At 54.0% G+C, this 18,834-nt stretch carries 17 protein-coding genes, 1 tRNA gene and 1 pseudogene; 3 read left to right on the top strand and 16 right to left on the bottom strand.

Translation table 11 applies throughout. The features are described 5' to 3' along the window. From HAP95_RS04805 to HAP95_RS04795, 3 genes and pseudogenes are all read left to right on the top strand, one after another. A partial coding sequence (locus HAP95_RS04805) for an IS630 family transposase (protein ID WP_215883193.1) occupies nt 1-739 on the top strand: 739 nt, incomplete at its 5' end. A 6-nt stretch (nt 740-745) separates the two neighbouring features. Next, nucleotides 746-1,207: pseudogene (gene istB / locus HAP95_RS04800) on the top strand (IS21-like element helper ATPase IstB); the annotation flags it as partial. A gap of 172 nt (nt 1,208-1,379) precedes the next feature. Further along, a complete protein-coding gene (locus tag HAP95_RS04795; RefSeq protein ID WP_215883192.1) occupies nt 1,380-1,766 on the top strand; it encodes a hypothetical protein in 387 nt (128 codons plus the stop codon). A gap of 1,244 nt (nt 1,767-3,010) precedes the next feature. Here HAP95_RS04795 and HAP95_RS04790 read toward each other — a convergent pair. The 16 genes from HAP95_RS04790 to trpB form a co-directional block, all read right to left on the bottom strand. Next, nucleotides 3,011-3,673: a ComEC/Rec2 family competence protein gene (locus HAP95_RS04790; protein ID WP_215883191.1), complete on the bottom strand. Its 663-nt coding sequence runs from the start codon at nt 3,671-3,673 to the stop codon at nt 3,011-3,013. A gap of 311 nt (nt 3,674-3,984) precedes the next feature. After that, nucleotides 3,985-4,076 (bottom strand) — tRNA-Ser (locus tag HAP95_RS04785). Nucleotides 4,077-4,165: 89 nt separating this feature from the next. Further along, a complete protein-coding gene (gene secF, locus HAP95_RS04780) occupies nt 4,166-5,116 on the bottom strand; it encodes a protein translocase subunit SecF (protein WP_215883190.1) in 951 nt (316 codons plus the stop codon). A gap of 9 nt (nt 5,117-5,125) precedes the next feature. Further along, on the bottom strand, nt 5,126-6,910 hold the full coding sequence (gene secD, locus HAP95_RS04775; protein WP_215883189.1) for a protein translocase subunit SecD: 1,785 nt from the start codon (nt 6,908-6,910) through the stop codon (nt 5,126-5,128). 9 nt (nt 6,911-6,919) lie between these two features. Beyond that, nucleotides 6,920-7,255, bottom strand: a complete 336-nt coding sequence (gene yajC / locus HAP95_RS04770) for a preprotein translocase subunit YajC (protein ID WP_215883188.1) — start codon at nt 7,253-7,255, stop codon at nt 6,920-6,922. Nucleotides 7,256-7,296: 41 nt separating this feature from the next. Next, nucleotides 7,297-8,412 (bottom strand): tRNA guanosine(34) transglycosylase Tgt, encoded by a 1,116-nt coding sequence (gene tgt, locus HAP95_RS04765; protein WP_215883187.1) that lies wholly within the window; start codon nt 8,410-8,412, stop codon nt 7,297-7,299. Beyond that, complete coding sequence (gene queA, locus HAP95_RS04760; protein WP_215883186.1) at nt 8,412-9,455, bottom strand: tRNA preQ1(34) S-adenosylmethionine ribosyltransferase-isomerase QueA; 1,044 nt, start codon at nt 9,453-9,455, stop codon at nt 8,412-8,414. Before queA ends, tgt begins: the two co-directional genes overlap by 1 nt. Nucleotides 9,456-9,468: 13 nt before the next feature. After that, nucleotides 9,469-10,794, bottom strand: a complete 1,326-nt coding sequence (locus tag HAP95_RS04755) for a hemolysin family protein (RefSeq protein WP_215883185.1) — start codon at nt 10,792-10,794, stop codon at nt 9,469-9,471. Nucleotides 10,795-10,835: 41 nt separating this feature from the next. Next, complete coding sequence (locus HAP95_RS04750) at nt 10,836-11,429, bottom strand: CBS domain-containing protein (RefSeq protein ID WP_215883184.1); 594 nt, start codon at nt 11,427-11,429, stop codon at nt 10,836-10,838. A 63-nt stretch (nt 11,430-11,492) separates the two neighbouring features. After that, complete coding sequence (locus tag HAP95_RS04745; RefSeq protein ID WP_215883183.1) at nt 11,493-12,710, bottom strand: O-succinylhomoserine sulfhydrylase; 1,218 nt, start codon at nt 12,708-12,710, stop codon at nt 11,493-11,495. Beyond that, the gene (purF, locus tag HAP95_RS04740) at nt 12,707-14,152 is read right to left on the bottom strand and encodes an amidophosphoribosyltransferase (RefSeq protein ID WP_215883182.1); all 1,446 of its coding nucleotides are present in this window, start codon (nt 14,150-14,152) and stop codon (nt 12,707-12,709) included. Before purF ends, HAP95_RS04745 begins: the two co-directional genes overlap by 4 nt. Next, entirely contained in the window at nt 14,142-14,660 is a 519-nt protein-coding gene (locus HAP95_RS04735; RefSeq protein WP_215883181.1) for a CvpA family protein, read from the bottom strand. Before HAP95_RS04735 ends, purF begins: the two co-directional genes overlap by 11 nt. Further along, nucleotides 14,636-15,928, bottom strand: coding sequence for a bifunctional folylpolyglutamate synthase/dihydrofolate synthase (locus HAP95_RS04730; protein WP_215883180.1), 1,293 nt, complete (start codon nt 15,926-15,928; stop codon nt 14,636-14,638). The genes HAP95_RS04735 and HAP95_RS04730 overlap by 25 nt, the downstream gene beginning before the upstream one ends. A 9-nt stretch (nt 15,929-15,937) precedes the next feature. After that, the gene (gene accD, locus HAP95_RS04725; RefSeq protein ID WP_215883179.1) at nt 15,938-16,822 is read right to left on the bottom strand and encodes an acetyl-CoA carboxylase, carboxyltransferase subunit beta; all 885 of its coding nucleotides are present in this window, start codon (nt 16,820-16,822) and stop codon (nt 15,938-15,940) included. Then, entirely contained in the window at nt 16,819-17,634 is an 816-nt protein-coding gene (gene trpA, locus HAP95_RS04720) for a tryptophan synthase subunit alpha (RefSeq protein ID WP_215883178.1), read from the bottom strand. Before trpA ends, accD begins: the two co-directional genes overlap by 4 nt. Continuing rightward, complete coding sequence (gene trpB / locus HAP95_RS04715; RefSeq protein WP_215883177.1) at nt 17,631-18,830, bottom strand: tryptophan synthase subunit beta; 1,200 nt, start codon at nt 18,828-18,830, stop codon at nt 17,631-17,633. Before trpB ends, trpA begins: the two co-directional genes overlap by 4 nt. Between the last annotated feature and the right edge of the window lie 4 nt (nt 18,831-18,834).

Raw genomic sequence — 18,834 nt, 5'->3', positions numbered from 1 at the left:
GGCAGAACTGGGTGTCAGTGCCGCCAGTGTGTCGCGGCATTGGCGCAAGCATGGCCTCAAGCCCCATCTGCTGCGTGGTTTCAACGTGTCACGTGATCCGCATTTTGTGGAGAAGCTGGAAGATATTGTGGGGTTGTATATGTCTCCCCCGGAACATGCCTTGATGCTCTGCGTGGATGAAAAAAGTCAGGTACAGGCCCTGGACCGGACCCAACCGGGACTCCCCCTCAAAAAGGGACGCGCAGAAACGATGACCCACGACTACAAGCGTAATGGTACCACGACCTTGTTTGCCGCACTCAACGTGCTGGATGGTCAGGTCATCGGGCAGTGTCAACAGCGACATACCCATGTGGAATGGCTGAAGTTCCTGAAGAAAATTGATCGGCAGACGCCCAAGGACAAGGCCTTGCATCTGATTGCCGACAACTATGCGACCCATAAACACCCGGTAGTACAGGCGTGGCTCGACAAGCACCCACGCATACACATGCACTTCACGCCCACTTCGGCATCCTGGCTCAACATGGTCGAGCGTTTCTTCCGGGATATCACGACCCAGCGGTTACGTCGTGGGGTGTTCACCAGTGTGTCTGAACTCATCCAGGCCATTGAGGGATACATCGATCACCACAACACCCATCCCAAACCTTTCATCTGGACCAAAACCGCCCACGACATCCTGCAAAAGGTCATTCGCGCCAACAGCCACTTAAGCAGTAAACAGATACCGTCTTGAACCGGTTACCTGGAGTCTGCCCATAATCTCATTCTTGTGGGCGGTACAGGGACCGGGAAAACTCATCTGGCCCTGGCGTTAGGTCATGCCGCTATCGACCAGAGCAAGCGGGTACGCTGGTATAACGTAGTCGATCTCGTCAACCATCTGGAACAGGAGAAAACCCGGGGCCAGGGCGGCCGCCTCGTCAGAACCCTGCAGAGCCTGGGCCTCGTCATCCTCGACGAATTGGGCTACTTGCCCTTCTCGGAGTCGGGAGGCGCCTTGCTCTTCCATCTGATCAGCAAACTCTACGAACAGACCGCGCTGATTATCACCACCAACCTCTCCTTTGGAGAATGGGTGAAGATCTTCGGAGACGCCAAAATGACCACGGCACTCCTCGATCGACTGACCCACCACTGCGATATTCTGGAGACCGGAAACGATTCATACCGATTCAAAAAACGTCGCAGCCACCCCCTCTAAAACTGGTCAAAAATATACGCTGTTACCTGGTAATTTTTAAACGCTGTTTGACAATACCAGCCCCTGGCTTCTGGGTGAAACCCAGGAAAACCCAACGACCGAAGACGAAAAAGCAGCGCTCACCTGGCAAACACCGCCCCATCCTGAAGCCTGTGCGCATGCCCGGACAGCGTTGACGCATCGGTTGGATGTGGGCAGCGCCCATGATGCCATTTGTGATGTTCCGGTGTTTTCCCTCACAGACAAACGCCAATACCCTTTGGGGATGCTGCGTCTGGATCAGAGCTTTCTGGGCGATCAGGGCCTGCAATGGGGAAAAGCGCAAGAATTGCGTTGGTATATTGATCCTACAACCGGAGACAAATGGCTCATTAAAATAAAAAACCCCCAAGCCTGTGGGCTACCAAAGGCTTTTACTGCCGATACAGCGGGGCAATGGGCCTTGATGCTGCGGGAGGAAGTATTGCGGATTGGCCGAACGGAGACTAAAGGAGAGCCGGTTTTAGGTGAAGCGCTGGCTTCAATGCAGCCAGTAGCCGCTCATGAAAAAAGGCCTTAAAAACGGCGATTACGACAACACCCGTAGGGAAAGCGCTTAAAACATGATTGAGGGTTAGCCTTCGAGATGGATGGCGCTGCTTTTTTTGATCGGGCCTTGGATGGGTCAGAAATTGAGTTCCTTTTTTCGACCCCGCATAACAGTTTGGATCTCCTCCCCATGCTACGCCCCATTTGAAACTTTTTGTCATGGAGTTTTTTTAGGTAGAAAAAACGCCATCATGATGTTTACGTTATGCCGGTTTTGGAGCATATGGCCGGTTATTTTTTTATAGAGAGTGTGCTGGATACACGCTGGTGCCAACCTGAATACAGAATGACACCACCTTGGATCCAAGTTACACCTCTATTCCTTTAATGCGCACATACTGACACCACTTTGCGTCCAGATTGGGGACAGACTGGTGACATCCAAACTGTTCCTGTAAACCTGTACAAAGCTGTACAGAAGAGGATTTATCCGCACACGGTTGATAAGACAGACATCACCTGCAACTCGTGCCCCTTGACGCTCAGTTGCGCCGGAGAACGGGCCAGAAGAATAGGTCGGACCTCCTGATAGGGAGTGAACCGAGTGATCTCGGCATCTTCGTACCTTCTCAGCACATTCGACGCAGCATTGTGATCCGCCTGAAGAACATCCCCGTGCTTGACGTCAATTATCTTGGCCCATCGGCTCGCCAGTGGTGCTCTGGAGCACGGTTCATAAAATGACTTCACGAATAGATATGTTTTTTATTTTATGAGGCTCACTCGTATTTCAGTATCGTCATTTATGGTCGGTATTGTCACCAGTTCTATGACTGGCGCCAATCTGGATGTGTAGTATCTCCACATCACCACTCACCCGGTCCATAAATTTCCGGACGTCGCGTAACATCACGCAGTACATTCAAAGAATGGGTTTGCGCAGTTTGAATGATTCTGATCAATAACCCAGATCAGCCCAGGCTCTTAACCCCGGTCAAAGGCTTCCTGTAGTGATTTCTGTTGAAGGGCCGGTACAGACTGATTGCAGACATTCAGCAGCGGGAAGCAAATGACCCAAAGCGGTCATTCAAGGTGGGCATCGTCGGGACCCGGAGTTAGGCTTTTACAGCCACTGGTTGCGGGTCGATCAGCGACTGGACTAAGGACCTTTCTGGCCGCACGGGGGAAATATGGCAACATACGTACTGCCCAGATGCCAGTTACGTAATTTTTCTCGCCCAGAAAGGCTGCAAAATATTACCTCAATACGTTAAATCAATTGTGTAGGCGATTTCGTATCGTGTCCGCATTCATGTTCAACAAGTGGAACTTCTTGCTTACGTAACATTTTTGTGACGAGACATCGGTCGTGTTGCTCTTGTAGTTTGTAACCAAGTATTCCTTGCGATGGTTAGGAATAGATTCAACTAAAATATCACCTGTTTTCGTGGTGGCTACACGAATGTCCAGCTCATGCAAGACCTTTCTCACTTTATCATGAGGATGCCCATACTGGTTATCGTAGTCAGCAGAACAAACTGCAATTGTCGGCCGGACAGCCTTGAAGAATTTTTTCGAATTGATGTCGTTATCTGAACCGTGATGAGCAAGAATAAGGATGTCCACCTCGGTCGTGAAAGTGCTGCTCCTTCTAAGCATTGACCCAATATTGGGATGTTCTATATCACCTAGACTAGCCACATTGAACATTCCTCCTCGAAACAGTTTCACAGTTGAATTATCATTGGAGCCGGTGAATTCTTCTTTCGGGTGGAAGATGATGTCGTTGTACCCAAAGACGTTGGCATTCTGACAGGGCATTCTCCACAACCACTTCCCAGACTCATTTATGGATTGGAAAATACTCTCCCCACATTCGTAAAAGCTAGGGGAAACAGTCCCAAATCCTTGTGAATTCACCGCTCCCAGATTCTTCATGGAGAAATTTCAACTTTAGCGACGGACTACTGGATAGAGCACCAAGCCAACCTTGATCAATTATCTTAATTCCATTCGCATCGTCTGGATGGGCAACCATTCTCGCTCTGCATTTTCCGACGGCATCGGCACCACAGGGTCTCGGCATGGTAAAAACCTGATGCCCAATCTTGCCAACATTCCCACGACTCGTTATCGCAACCCAAGTGAGTCTATGAAGAAGAATTTTTCACCGGGTAAGATCACAGGTAAGATAGAACGGCTTTAAAAATATTTAATTATTTATAAATCATATAGTTACGAAATTTTATTGGCGGAGAGGGTGGGATTCGAACCCACGTGGGGCTATTAACCCCCATCCGATTTCGAGTCGGCGCCGTTATGGCCACTTCGGTACCTCTCCGTGGAGGCATACATTAAGCTTTCGTGCAGTCTTCGGCAAGTCTTTGTATAAACGCTTTCAGTCACTGCTGGCCAAGAAGACGGCCTGACTTACAAACGCGCTCCATCATTACGATCTTTGGAGCTGATGAACTGGCGTTTGAGGACATGCTCACGCTTCAGTCCCAGCCATAGTGCAATAGGACTGGCCACGAAAATGGAGGAATAGGTACCGACCACAACGCCAATTACCAGGGCGGTGGCAAAACCATGAATCACTGGTCCCCCGAACAAAAACAGGGAGAGTGCCACCATGAAGGTAATGAAACTGGTGATGACCGTTCTGGACAGGGTTTCATTAATGGCCACGTTAAAAACCTGCGCGACGTCGCCACTTCGGGAGGCACGAAGATCTTCGCGCATCCGGTCAAACACCACCACAGTATCATTCAGCGAGTAGCCCATGATCACCAACAAAGCCGCAATGACTGTCAGCGAGAACTCTTCCTGAGTGATGGCAAAAAATCCTACTACCAGAATGGGGTCATGGAGCATGGCCAATACTCCACCCACAGCAAAACGCCATTCAAAACGAAAACCGACATAAATCAAAATACCCAGAGTAACAATAATCAGGGCCATGATGCCCTTATTGCGCAGTTCCTTGCCGACTTCCGGGCCCACGTATTCGGTGCGACGTAATTGCACGTCGGGATAAGCCGCCTGATTTTTCTGAAACACCTGAAGAATTTTGGTACCAACGGCACTGCTTTCGCCCGGCTGGGTACGCAGGCGAATCAACAGATCACGGTCTCCACCAAAGGTTTGCACCACTACATTATGAAAACCGGCAGTGGTCAGGGTACCGCGCACCGCGCCTAAATCCGGCGTTTTGCTGAAGGCCAACTCCACCAGAGTACCACCCGTAAAATCAATGCTGTAGTTTAGCCCACGCACGAAAAATACGGCTACAGAGGCCACAATCAACAAGGCGGATATTCCGAGGAATATCCAGCGCCTCGACATGAAATCCACATGGGTACGGGATTTGAATAATTCCATGATGCGGCCTCAGATATACAGTTTTTGAATGCGCCGCTTACCGAGGACGCGTTCGATAATACCGCGACTCATCATGGTCGCAGTAAACATGGAGGTAATGACGCCAATAGTCAGCACCAGGGCAAATCCCTTGATGGCACCGGTACCAAACTGGAAGAGCACCAGCGCGGCAATCAACACCGTAATATTGGAGTCCACAATGGTGGCAAAGGCTTTTTTGAACCCGGCATCAATGGCCGCACGGACACTCATGCCATGGCGCAGTTCTTCGCGGATCCGTTCAAACACCAGCACGTTTGCATCGACGGCAAGACCAATTTTCAGAACAATACCCGCAATACCGGGCAAGGTCAGGGTGCCACCCATCAGGGAGAGCACGGCCAGAATGGCGAGAATATTGACCAGAATGGCCAGATCCGCAATCAAGCCAAAAGCCCGATAGTAAATGGTCATGAAGGCCACCACGAAAATCATGCCGAACACCACCGCCATGATGCCATCATGAATGGAATCCTGCCCCAGGGTAGGACCAACCGTGCGCTCCTCGGAAATGTGAACCGGCGCAGGTAAGGCACCCGCTCGCAGTTCAATGGCGGCATTGCTGGCAGCTTTGAGATTGGCAAATCCGGTGATCTGGGCTCTGCCTCCAGTGATGGCTTCACGAATCACTGGTGCTGTAACCACCTTGTTATCGAGCAGAATGGCCATGCGCTTGCCGACATTTTTGCTGGTCAAATCGCCAAAAATCCGGGTACCGGCATTATTGAAGCTGACGTTAATAATGGATTCGCCATTATTGTTGTCCACGCCAGCACTGGCATTGCTGAGATAACGACCCGTCAGCACCGTATCGGTGTACAACACATAGGGTGAATTATGCAGACCATAGAACAGGGCGGTTCCCGGCGGCAGTTGGCCCTTGAGGGCATCCGCCATGTTGGCCTGATCATCCACCATCTTGAATTCCAGCTGGGCCGTGGAACCGATGATGGATTTGGCGCGTTGGGTATCCTGAACACCGGGAAGCTGCACGGCAATATGCTCAACGCCCTGCCGCTGAATGACCGGCTCGGAGACGCCCAGTTCATCAATACGGTTACGAATCACCACAATGGCCTGCTGCAAGGCATCGTCTTTCATTTTTTTGGCGGCGTCGGGAGTGATAGTGACGTCGATTATGCCCTTGGGTTGTACGGTGACGGCATAATCCGGGTATTGCCGGGCAATCACTTTTTGCGCTTCCACAGCCAAAGCCGGACTGGCCATTTCGATGGCCAGAGCATCAGGCCCCGTAGTATTCACAGCCAGATATTGCAGATCCTTGTGACGCAGAAAAGTGCGCAGGCTGCCACTATCCTGCTCCAAAGCGTGTTTGATGACCGCATCGGTATCCACGCGCAGGAGCAAATATACACCGCCGCGCAAATCCAGTCCGAGGTTTACGGGCTTGCCCCCTACGGATTTCAGCCAGTCGGGTTCGGCGGACATTTGCGACAAAATCACCTGGGCATTGGCAGGAAGCTTATTCTGCAACAAAGTTTCGGCCAGCCCCTGGGCATTATCGTTGGGGAAAAAGAATGTGCTGCCCTGGGCATCGCTAAGGACGCTGCTCACCGGAATTTTGGCATCCTGGAGCCAGCCTTGCAGGGTCGTTACGGGCGGAATGATCGTTCCGATCGGAGCGCGGACTTCCACGGCAGCATGCCAACCGTAAAAATTGGGCAGTGCATAAAGCAGCGCAGGTATGACAACCAGGAGAATGATCAGGTACTTCCACCACGGATAACGGGTCATGAACAGGCCTTAAAGTTTTTTCAGAGTCCCTTTGGGAAGCAACAAGGTGACCGCCGCCTTTTGGACTTTTACGGTAATCCCTTCAGCGACTTCAATATGCAAATATTCGTCGCCCAGTTGCATGACGCGTCCGGCGAGGCCGCCGACGGTAACCACTTCATCCCCCTTGGAGATGGAAGCCATGAGCTGGCGTTGTTCCTTGGATTTTCTCATCTGCGGACGAATCATCATAAAATAGATAATTGCCCCGAAGACCAGAATATAGACAATCATGATCAGTCCAGAGTCTGAACCACCACCGGCTGCAGTTCCGGCATAAGCATTGGCAATCGGTGAAAAACTCATTATTCACTCCTGATCAGGTTTGAGGGCGCCCATTGTAGCCTTTAGGCGTCAATGAGGGAACTCGCGGTACGACGTTGATAAAATTCCTTTCGGAAGGCCTCCAGACGGCCCTGGACAATGGCCTCGCGCAGCCCCGCCATGAGCTCCTGATAGTAATGGAGGTTATGTTGCGTATTCAGACGCGCCCCCAATATTTCATGACTACGCTGCAGGTGCCGCAAATAAGCGCGGCTGTAATTACGGCAGGTATAGCAGCTGCATTCCGGATCCGGAGGGAGTGGATCTTTTTCGTAACTGGCGTTGCGAAGCTTGAGAATGCCGTTGCGCGTAAATAACCAGCCATTGCGGGCATTCCGGGTCGGCATGACGCAATCAAACATATCCACGCCCCGGTACACCCCCTCTACCAGATCTTCCGGCGTGCCTACGCCCATCAGGTAGCGGGGTCGGTCGCTGGGCATCTGCGGCATGAGATTTTCCAGTACCTCCATCATCTCGGCCTTGCTTTCACCCACCGAAAGACCACCCACGGCCAAGCCCGGAAAATCGAGTTTCTGCAAACCTTCCAGAGAACGCTGACGTAAATCACCATACATTCCACCCTGGACAATGCCAAATAACTGACCGGGACCCTGATAAGCCCGGCGGGAACGTGCCGCCCAGCGCAGGGAGAGCTCCATGCTGACCCGTGCTTCTTCGTAGGTCGCCGGATGCGGCGTACATTCGTCAAAAACCATCGCAATATCCGAACCCAGCACGGCCTGAATCTGCATGGACTCTTCCGGTCCCAGAAAAACCTTATGACCATCCGTAGGCGCACGAAATTCCACACCCGCTTCGCGGAGTTTGCGCAACGCCCCGAGACTGAAAACCTGAAAGCCGCCAGAATCGGTCAGGATGGGACGGTCCCAGTGCATCATTTTATGCAGGCCGCCGAGGGCGGTGATGACTTCCAGACCCGGACGCAGAAAAAGATGAAAGGTGTTGCCGAGAATAATGTCCGCACCAATGGCTTTCAGTTCTTCCGGGGCCATGGCCTTGACGGTGCCATAGGTCCCTACCGGCATAAACGCCGGCGTTTGAATATTTCCTCGGAGCAAGTGGACAATACCGCGCCGGGCGGCACCATCCTTACCCAGACATTCAAAAATACCCATCAGGACAAGCACCGCGAAAGCGCTGCAGGGGTAATGAACATGGCATCTCCATAACTGAAAAAACGATAGCGGGCGGCAACCGCATGCTGATAGGCGGCGAGCATACATTCAGTGCCGGCAAAAGCACAAACCAGCATCAGCAGCGTGGACTCGGGCAAGTGGAAATTGGTCAGCAGCGCATCAATCACCTGAAATTTTTTACCGGGATACAAAAACAGGCGGGTTTCACCCACATAAGGACGCAAGGTGCCGTCCTGTCCGGCGGTTTCCAGCGCCCGGCAGGCTGTTGTCCCTACCGCAATTACCCGTCCCCCCCGGGCTTTGGTGGCCGTGATGGCTGCCACGGTTTCCGGAGAAACAATCAGGGTTTCGGCATGCATCTGATGTTCATGCACCTGTTCACTGCGGACCGGTAAAAATGTACCGGCGCCCACATGCAGAGTCACAAAACGGCGCTCAATGCCTCGGGCAGCCAACGCCTCCAGTAAGCCCTGATCAAAATGCAGGCCGGCCGTCGGTGCGGCGACTGCCCCCGGTTTATCGGCATAGACCGTCTGGTAACGTTCCTGATCGCTGGCCTCGGGAGCACGATGAATGTAGGGGGGCAACGGCATGGTTCCCTCAGATTCCAGCACCGCCAACCAGGAAGCCTGGTGAAGACGCAGGCGGACATCCATCCCGTCTTTATCCAGCACCTCCACACGATCGCCCTGCGCCAGTTGTAACCACATGCCGGGTCGCAAGGCTTTGGAAGATTTGGCCAGAAACCAGCCTTCATCCTCCCCCAGCAGGCGATCCAGCAACAACTCGACGGCACCACCCGTCTCCTTGCGGGCATGCAGTCGGGCCGGTAGCACCCGGGTATCATTGAGAATCAGCAAGTCACCCGGGTTGAGGTATTCTGGCAACGCACGAATCCAGCTATCCCGCCATTGGCCAGAATCACCATCAATCACCAGCATCCGCGAGGCGCTGCGCTCTGGCAGTGGCTCCTGGGCAATGAGTTCCGGGGGCAAATCGTAGGTAAAATCACTTTTCAGCATGTTGTCTCTATTTTCAGGAAAACCAGTCCGACTCATCATTCTCAGGATGCGGGATGACTTGCACCTGAGTAATACGCGGGCCTTTTTTGCGCAATACCAGAACATCAAAATCGGGAAACGCTACTCTTTCGCCTTCTTCCGGAACCCTGTCCAGTTGGCGCATGACCAGCCCACCGATGGTATCTGCTGCATCTTCGTCAATATCGCGATCCAGACAACGCTCGAGGGAATAGAGAGACAAACTTCCCGAACCCACCCAACTACCATCCAGGCGCCGCTGCCACTCCTTGCGTTGATGGCGGAATTCGTCGGGGATAACGCCGAGGAGACTTTCCAGAACATGATCCAGCGTCACAAAACCGGTGATGGTGCCGAGGTCATCCACCACCAGCGCAAAATGCGGGTGACCGGAACGAAAATGGCTCAGCAGGTCCATGGCGGGCATGGCTTTATTGACCGAGGGTAAGGGGCGTAAAAGGTTTTTGAGATCGCCCAGATCATCATGGCGCGCCATCTGCGCAAAAGCGTCTTTCACATGCAGCAGACCAATCACATGCTGGCGGTCGCCTTCGCAGACCGGGTAGCGGGTAAAACGATGGCGCAACATCATCGCCCGGGTTTCTTCGGGACTCTCTTCGCGCATCAGACATATCATATCTGCTGCGGGACGCATCAAATCACCGGCCGTCAGTTCATTGAAGTCCAGCGTACGGTCGAGAATATCACCGGTGCGCTGACCCAGGGTTCCCTGAGCCTGGCTGAGGGCAAGAATCATCGCCAGTTCATCCCGGGAGTGAGGCGCATCACCGGCATGCTGATCCAGACGCAGAGCGAACAGGCGCAGCACAATGCGTGTTGCTCCGTTGAGAATAAAAATGGCGGGATACATCAGCCAATAGAAGGCGTAGAGCGGAGCACCCGTCCACAGCGAAACGGCTTCGACTTTCCGAATGGCCAGAGATTTGGGCATCAACTCGCCAATCACAATAACCACGAATGAAACCAGGGCAAAGCCTGCTGCCAGCGCTATCGAATGGAGCAGAGCCGGGTCCCGAACCCCCAAAAACCGGAACACCGGCACCAGCAGATGCGCCATCGCGGGCTCACCAATCCAGCCAATTCCGAGGGAGGCAAACGTAATGCCCAATTGCGTGGCAGAAAGATAAGCATCCAGACGCGCATGCATCCGCACCAGAATTCGCCCACGCAGCCCATGTTCCTGGGCCAGCGTACGCGCATGCGTACTGCGCAGGCGGACCAGGGCAAATTCGGCCGCCACAAAAAATCCATTGAGAAAAATCAGGAGGGCTGCAAGTAGCAGCCCGTTTGCCTCAGTCACCGGGGCAGGCCCCCATCTGCAGCATTTTGCTCGGAATGTGTTTAGTCATCACTGGCGATGAGTTGCTCCAAACCGGCAAAGCTTTGCACCACATCATTACTTTGCAGGGTTACACCCAGCTGACGCGCAATCTGGCTGACGGAAAAAACGCCACGTATTTCAATGCCATGCGCGGTTTCCTCACGCACCAGGGCATGCTGACGACCCGCCTTGCGCAAAGTGAGGACAATATCGCCGACGCTAGAGCGTTCTACCTCGGGAAAATCCAGCACATCAATTTGTCCAAGGGGCACCATGATATTCTGGACCTTGATGCCATCCCGGGCGACATGATCTTCTGCAGCCAGCCGAACCGGCTTTTCACCCATGATGTCCCGGGCCGTAATCAAGCCGACCAGAGTACCCAAATCGTCCAGAACAAATAACAGGCGTACGCCCACATGAATCATGCGCTGCATGGCCTGATCAATAGTGGCTTCCGGCTTGATGGATGCGGCTGGTACGCGGCGCAGATCCGTCATACTTTTCAGCGCGGAGTCTTCCGGCTTGAGACTTAAAGGCAAGCCATTGTCAAACAGGCAAATACGGGTATCCGGCTGGAGGCCATGGCGTTGTAAGGCACGGAATCTTGTCATCTCTTTTTCTCCGTTAGTGCAATGATAGGGAAACAACTCTCTGTAAACACAGCATAGCGCAAATCAGACGGCGATATTTGCGGCCGCAAAACCCCTTTGCAAATCATCCCGCAGATCATCTACATGCTCCAGTCCGACACTGATGCGCAGCAAACTATCGCCAATACCTGCAGCCGCCCGGGCTTCAGGACTGATCCGGCTATGCGTCGTGCTGGCCGGGTGGGTGATGGTGGTTTTGGCATCCCCCAGATTGGCCGTCAGGGAAAGCAGGCGCAGGCCATTGACGAAAGCCCAGGCTGCCGCCTGCCCACCTTTCAGATCAAAGGAGAGGATGGCACCCGGACGCTTTTGTTGCTGCGCGGCCAGGGCATATTGCGGATGCGTCTTCAGACCTGGAAAATACACCTGTTCCACTTCCGGACGGCTAACCAGCCACTCGGCAATTTGCTGGGCATTCTGACAATGCTTTTCCATGCGCAAAGCCAGAGTTTCCAGACCTTTAAGCTGCACCCAGGCATTAAACGGACTAAGGCTGGGGCCAGCCGTGCGCACAAAATTGCGGGGTCCATTATTTAACAGGGCGTTACTGCCGCACACCGCACCACCCAAAGTCCGGCCCTGCCCGTCCAGATATTTGGTGGCCGAATGTAACACCAGATCTGCCCCAAACTGGAGGGGTTGCTGCAGTATCGGCGTACAAAAACAATTATCCACTACCAGCCAGGCGTCGTGTTGATGCGCCAGATCGGCCAAAGCGGTCATATCACCAATTTCCGTCAAGGGATTGGAGGGGGTTTCCAGAAACAGCAAGCGGGTTTCCGGACGAATGGCGGCTTTCCAGGCCTCTAAATCCGCCAGAGGCACAAAGGTGGTTTCCACCCCAAAACGTCCGAGAATGGTGCTGAGAAGCTGTACCGTCGTACCGAAAATAGAACGCGACGCGACAATATGATCGCCAGCCTTCAAGAGTCCCATGAAGGCTGTCATGCAGGCGGCCATTCCCGATGCGGTCGCTACACAAGCCTCAGCACTCTCAAGAGCTGCCAAGCGCTCTTCAAAAGTGCGCACCGTCGGATTGGTAAAGCGTGCGTAAATATTCCCCGGGACGCGCCCTGCGAAACGCTCGGCGGCTTCTTCAGCGGAGTCGAATACAAAACTGGAAGTCGGGAAAATGGCTTCGCTGTGTTCCTGTTCCTGAGTTCGATGAATGCCCGAACGAATAGCGAGGGTTTCCGGACGTAATTGAGCAGTCCAATCCGCATCCTGGTTTTCTGAACTCATTTCACCTCCTTGAGCAGGTGCAACTGACGGGAGCCATGCCCTTCAGGGGTAGGCAACGGATAGTCGTCACTGAAACAGGCATCACAAAATCCCTGGGTGCGCGCACCCACCGCTTCGTACAGGGCTTCCAGACTGATATAGCCCAAGCTGTCTGCCCCGATGATTTTGCGCACTTCCTCAATACTATGCTGGGCGGCAATTAATTGGGAACGGTCCGGAGTATCAATACCGTAATAACAGGGCCCTGTCGTCGGTGGTGAACTGACCAGAAAATGTACTTCACGCGCCCCGGCAGCGCGCACCAGATTGACAATTTTGGCGCTGGTAGTGCCGCGCACAATGGAGTCATCTACCAGAATGACGCGTTTGCCACGGAGAATATTGGGTTGGGCATTGAGTTTGACCTTGACGCCAAAATCGCGACCACGCTGGGCGGGCTGGATAAACGTGCGGCCGACATAATGATTACGGATCAGGCCCAGTTCAAAGGGAAGACCGGAAGCTTCTGCATAACCCATGGCCGCAGCAACGCCCGAATCCGGCACGGGCACCACCAAATCGGCTTCGCGTGGATGCAGATGGGCAAGGGCCTTGCCAATCTGCTTACGCGCCGAATACACATGAGTGCCATCCAGAACACTATCAGGTCGCGCAAAATAAATGTATTCAAACACGCACATTCTGCGTTCGACGGGGGCAAAAGGCTTGCGGCTTTCGATGCCCTCCTTGGAAATAATGATGAGTTCGCCGGGCTCAATATCCCGGACAAATTCAGCACCCATCAAATCCAGGGCACAGGTTTCGGAAGCCAGCACAAAACCGCCCGAATCAACCAGGCGACCAAGAACCAGGGGACGAAAACCCATGGGGTCGCGCACGCCAATCAGGCGGGTTTCGGTCAGGCAAACCAGCGAATAAGCACCCGAAACCTGCTTCAATGCCGCAGCGAGACGGGTTCCGGGGTCTTCTCCGGGCACTCGCGCCAGCAGGTGGACAATGACTTCCGTGTCCATATCCGTATGAAAAATAGCGCCTTCCTGTTCCAGACGAAGACGTAATTCATCGGCATTGACCAGATTACCATTATGTCCGACAGCAAAAGCGCCGTGCCGATAGTTAATGAAAATCGGCTGAGTATTCCTGAGCACAGAACCGCCAGCCGTGGAATAACGGACATGGCCAATGGCCTGTTCGCCGGGCAGTTTACTGATCTGTTCCAGACCAAACACATCCGCCACCCGTCCCATACCCCGTTGGACGAATAACTTGCCTTGATCTTCTGAAACAATACCGGCAGATTCCTGACCACGATGTTGCAGGGCATAGAGCCCCAGATAAGTCAGATTGGCGGCTTCCGGATGCCCGAAAACGCCGATCACTCCACATTCATCATGGAAATGATCATCTTCTATCAATTGTTCTTCCCAACGTTCAGTGTGCAATTTTCTGCGACTCCAAATAGGACACGGCTGGCGCCGTCAACGATTGTGACCAGTGTTTTATGGGCTCCTGCGCCAGCCAGGAGTTTTTCCACCAGGACTCATGGGACAAATCCGAAGATTGCACCAATGTGACCAGAATAGCGATCAGCACCAAGCCCCGCAGGAATCCGAAAAAAGTGCCCAGAAACCGGTCGGTGGCTCCAAAGCCAATGCCATATAATAACTTACGCACCACAAAAGCGCACAGGGTTCCAATCACCAGACAGCCAAAAAACAGGATAAAAGAGGCTAACGGTACCCGCCATCCGACAGGAATATCATGGGATAGCTGGGGAGCCAGCCAGCTCCCACCCCAGGTCCAGGCTACATAAAATCCACCGAGCCAGGCCGCCAAAGAAAAAAATTCGCGAACCATACCCCGAAACAGCCCCCACAGGGCGGATAATACGACCAGTCCGACGACGACAATGTCCAGCCAGTAATTCACACGCTGGCACCGTCCAGCCATTGCCGGGGCAACTGCTTGACCAGATGAAATGACCCAAAGCAGACAATGCTGTCATCGGCTGTCAAAACGGAACTGAGTGCCTGAGTAACGGTTTGCATGTTTTCCCCGATTTTCACATGAGCAGCGCCCATTTCCCACAAACATTGCTGCAGACTGACAGCGCTGGCTGCACGTGGCGTATCTGTTATTTCCAGAACATGCCAGACTTCTACACGCCTGAGCAAGTTTTTCAGTGTCCCTGCAACGTCTTTATCGGCCAGCATGGCCACTACGGCATGGCAGCGCCCGCCCTGCCCCTCCAACAGCGTTGCCAATTGCGCCACTGCCTGAGGATTGTGGGCGACATCGACAATCAGACGAGGACCATTTTCTCCCCAAGGCCGCAATATCTGTGCCCTGCCCGGTAAATCAGGCCGGATTGACCAATGGCTTAATGCCGCATCGGAAACAGGTAATTTTTTTTGCAAAAACCAGACGGCGGCCAGGGCGAGGGCCAGATTCTGCCATTGTGCAGCAGCGGGCCAAAGCGGTTCCGGCATCGCCAGCACCTGTCCAAAGCCCCACCAACGGCGGGCCTGCGCATCAAAATCGAAATCACGGCCGAGTAATTGTAACAGCACCTGATTTTGCGCTGCTGCTTCCAGCACGGATGCGCAGGGATTTGCGGCATCCCCGTAGAGAGCCGGCACATTGGGCCGAAAAATTCCGGATTTTTCGCGGCCGATGGACAGTCGATCCGGGCCCAGCCAGTCCTGATGATCCAAGTCTACCGTAGTCAGCACACTGCAGTCCGGGTCAAAAGCATTGACAGCATCCAGTCGCCCACCCAGTCCGACCTCCAATATGACCAGATCCACCTGCGCCGCACAGAGAATTTTCACTGCAGCCAGGGTAGCTATTTCAAAAAAAGTCAGGGCAACGGTTCCCGCAACTGCCGCAATGTCATCCAGTGCAGTGTCCCAGTCGGCTGTCGGTGCAGGAATCCCGTTCAGACGCAGGCGTTCGTTAAACGACCAGATATGCGGACTGGTATAGGCGGCAACCTGATAACCGGCCTGTCGATAAAAAGTCTCCAGACAAGCCACCGTAGAACCCTTGCCGTTGGTGCCCGCCACGGTAATGACCGGCATCGGCAAACGCGCGGGCAAACCCAGCAAAGCCATGGCCGCCCGCATGCGCTCCAGACCGAGAACAATCCGTTCCGGCGGGCCAGCCATGCGAATCACCTGATCACTGAGGGCATCCGTCAACGCCCTGCTCTGCGGCACAATCAGCCCCTAGGGATGGCTGCTGGACTGGGTCAGCATCCCCAGTATTTCACCGATCACCGTGCGCAACTGGCGGCGATCCACAATCTGGTCAATAGCCCCGTGTTCCAGCAAATACTCCGAACGCTGAAACCCCACCGGCAGCTTTTCGCGGATAGTCTGCTCGATGACACGCGGTCCGGCAAAACCAATGAGGGCCTTGGGCTCGGCAATCAGCACGTCGCCCAGCGTCGCGAGGCTGGCAGAAACCCCGCCCATGGTCGGGTCCGTCAGCACCGAAATAAAAGGAAGTCCAGCCTTGGCCAGGCGTTCAACGGCTGCCGAGGTTTTGGCCATCTGCATCAAAGACAGCAGACCTTCCTGCATCCGGGCACCACCACTGGCCGAAAAACAGACCAATGGACAGCGATCTACCAGGGCGGTTTCCGCTGCCCGCGCGAAACGGGCACCCACTACCGAACCCATGCTGCCCCCCATGAATTCAAAAGCAAAGGCGGCAACAACTACCGGCCGCCCCTGAAGCAGGCCGCGCATGACCACCAAAGCATCTTTTTCACCAGTCTTGGTCTGGGCTTCCTGCAGGCGTTCTTTGTAGCGCTTCTGATCTTTGAACCGCAGGGGATCGACAGGGACATATTCCTTGGCAATTTCCAGGCGCGGTTCTGCATCCAGGAAAAAATCCAGACGCTGCCGCGCCGTAATGCGCTGATGATGACCACAGTTCGGGCAGACAAACAGATTTTCTTCCAGCTCGGTACGATACAAAACCGTTTGACAGGTGGGGCACTTTGACCAAAGGCCTTCTGGTACCGTGCGCTTGTTTTCCGTCGCTTGCGGCTCCGGATTAGGATTTTTCTTGATTTTGGGGGGTAATACCCGGTCAAACCAACTCATTGAATACTCCGAGGTTTTTGTACGGCATCCGCCAACCCTTGAATAAAGATTTTGGCTACCTGGACGGCTGTCTGATCATCGCGACAATCGGCCAGCTGTTCCACCAGAGCGCTGCCTACCACTACAGCATCCGCACCTTGGGCAACCCGGGCCACTGTCCCGGCATCACGAATACCAAAACCGATGGCTACTGGTAACGCTAACGCCTGGCGCAATTCACCAACACGTTTGAGGACCTCGGGCCAGTCAGACTGCGCAGCCCCGGTAATACCCCGCAAGGAGACATAGTAAACAAAACCGCTGCCCAGCTCGCGGACCGTCTGCACCCGAGCCGCCCCACTGGTGGGAGCCAGCAGAAAAATGGGGTCCACACCACAGGCCTTGAGCAAGGCTGATTCCTCGCGACCCTCTTCAGGGGTGAGATCAACAACGATAACGCCATCTACGCCAACCTCTGCCGCCAACTCCGCAAAGGTCGCCATACCCATGGCTTCCAGCGGATTCAAATAACCCATGAGGATGACCGGCGTCTGTTGATTGCTGTGCCGAAATTCGCGGACCCATTCCAGTACCATCCGCAACTTGACGCCACGCCCAAGGGCGCGCTCACTGGCCCGCTGAATACTGGGTCCATCTGCCATGGGATCGGAAAAAGGCATGCCCAATTCAATCGCATCCGCTCCGGACTCTACCAGAGCATGCATGAGGGGCACGGTTGCCGTCAGGGAAGGATCGCCGGCGGTGATAAAAGGGATGAGAGCGGCTCGATTTTTCTGCTGCAACAACGCGAACATGGCCGTCAAACGACTCATAAATGAATACCCTCCAGAGCCGCGACCGTGTGAATATCCTTGTCACCCCGACCCGATAAATTGACGATAATGGTTTGATCTGAACGCATGCCGGGCGCGATGGCAAAGGCATGGGCCAGAGCATGCGCAGTCTCCAGGGCCGGAATGATGCCTTCCGTGCGGCACAGTTCGTGAAAGGCCTGCAAAGCTTCCTGATCCGTGGCTACCACATATTCAGCACGACCAATATCTTTCAGGTAGGCGTGCTCTGGTCCCACTCCCGGATAATCCAGGCCTGCCGAGATCGAATGGGTTGGCAGAATCTGGCCGTCTTCATCTTCCATAAGATAAGTGCGATTACCATGCAACACCCCCGGACGCCCCGAGGTCAGTGGCGCAGCATGCTGGCCGGTACTCAGGCCCAGCCCCCCCGCCTCCACACCGATCAGACGCACCGACTGGTCATTGATGAACGGGTAAAACAGCCCGATAGCATTACTGCCACCACCCACACAGGCTACGCACACGTCCGGCAAGCGACCGGTCAGCTCCAGACACTGAGCCCGCGCTTCATCACCAATAACACGATGAAAATCCCGGACCATGGCAGGGTAAGGATGGGGGCCTGCTACGGTACCAATAACATAAAACGTATTATCCACATGAGTGACCCAGTCCCGCAGTGCTTCATTGAGGGCATCCTTCAGTGTGCGAGTGCCACTGGTTACTGCAGCCACCTGGGCGCCCAGCAAACGCATCCGAAAGACATTGCTGGATTGTCGCTGAATATCTTCTTCACCCATATACACCAGACATTCCATGCCATAACGGGTGGCCACCGTCGCAGTAGCCACCCCATGTTGCCCTGCTCCGGTTTCAGCAATGATCCGCTTTTTGCCCATGCGCCGGGCCAATAATGCCTGCCCCACAGCATTATTGATTTTGTGCGCTCCGGTATGATTCAGGTCTTCCCGTTTTAAATAAATCTGGGCACCACCCAGTCTCCGGGAGATGCGCTCGGCGTGGTACAGAGGGTTGGGACGCCCGACAAACTGCCGCAATTCACTGTGTAATTCCGCGCGAAACTCGGGATCAGCCTGAGCCTCCTGATAAGCCTGGTTTAATTCATCCAGTGCCGGAATCAGGGTTTCCGCCACAAAACGTCCGCCATAGGGTCCATAATGCCCCATTGCATCCGGCAGCTCGTATTTGTCCATATTC

Origin of the sequence: Acidithiobacillus sulfurivorans (assembly GCF_018853815.1) — a bacterium.
Classification (GTDB): Bacteria; Pseudomonadota; Gammaproteobacteria; order Acidithiobacillales; family Acidithiobacillaceae; genus Acidithiobacillus; species Acidithiobacillus sulfurivorans.
This window is presented reverse-complemented; position numbering and strand designations above follow the sequence as displayed.

Excerpts from the sequence above, each read along its gene's own strand:
- secF (WP_215883190.1), bottom strand. The coding sequence starts at position 5,116 with ATGGAATTATTCAAATCCCGTACCCATGTGGATTTCATGTCGAGGCGC.
- HAP95_RS04790 (WP_215883191.1), bottom strand. The coding sequence starts at position 3,673 with ATGAAGAATCTGGGAGCGGTGAATTCACAAGGATTTGGGACTGTTTCC.
- trpA (WP_215883178.1), bottom strand. The coding sequence starts at position 17,634 with ATGAGTCGTTTGACGGCCATGTTCGCGTTGTTGCAGCAGAAAAATCGA.
- HAP95_RS04750 (WP_215883184.1), bottom strand. The coding sequence starts at position 11,429 with ATGACAAGATTCCGTGCCTTACAACGCCATGGCCTCCAGCCGGATACC.
- tgt (WP_215883187.1), bottom strand. The coding sequence starts at position 8,412 with ATGGGTATTTTTGAATGTCTGGGTAAGGATGGTGCCGCCCGGCGCGGT.
- trpB (WP_215883177.1), bottom strand. The coding sequence starts at position 18,830 with ATGGACAAATACGAGCTGCCGGATGCAATGGGGCATTATGGACCCTAT.
- queA (WP_215883186.1), bottom strand. The coding sequence starts at position 9,455 with ATGCTGAAAAGTGATTTTACCTACGATTTGCCCCCGGAACTCATTGCC.
- accD (WP_215883179.1), bottom strand. The coding sequence starts at position 16,822 with ATGAGTTGGTTTGACCGGGTATTACCCCCCAAAATCAAGAAAAATCCT.
- HAP95_RS04745 (WP_215883183.1), bottom strand. The coding sequence starts at position 12,710 with ATGAGTTCAGAAAACCAGGATGCGGATTGGACTGCTCAATTACGTCCG.
- yajC (WP_215883188.1), bottom strand. The coding sequence starts at position 7,255 with ATGAGTTTTTCACCGATTGCCAATGCTTATGCCGGAACTGCAGCCGGT.
- secD (WP_215883189.1), bottom strand. The coding sequence starts at position 6,910 with ATGACCCGTTATCCGTGGTGGAAGTACCTGATCATTCTCCTGGTTGTC.
- HAP95_RS04735 (WP_215883181.1), bottom strand. The coding sequence starts at position 14,660 with ATGGCTGGACGGTGCCAGCGTGTGAATTACTGGCTGGACATTGTCGTC.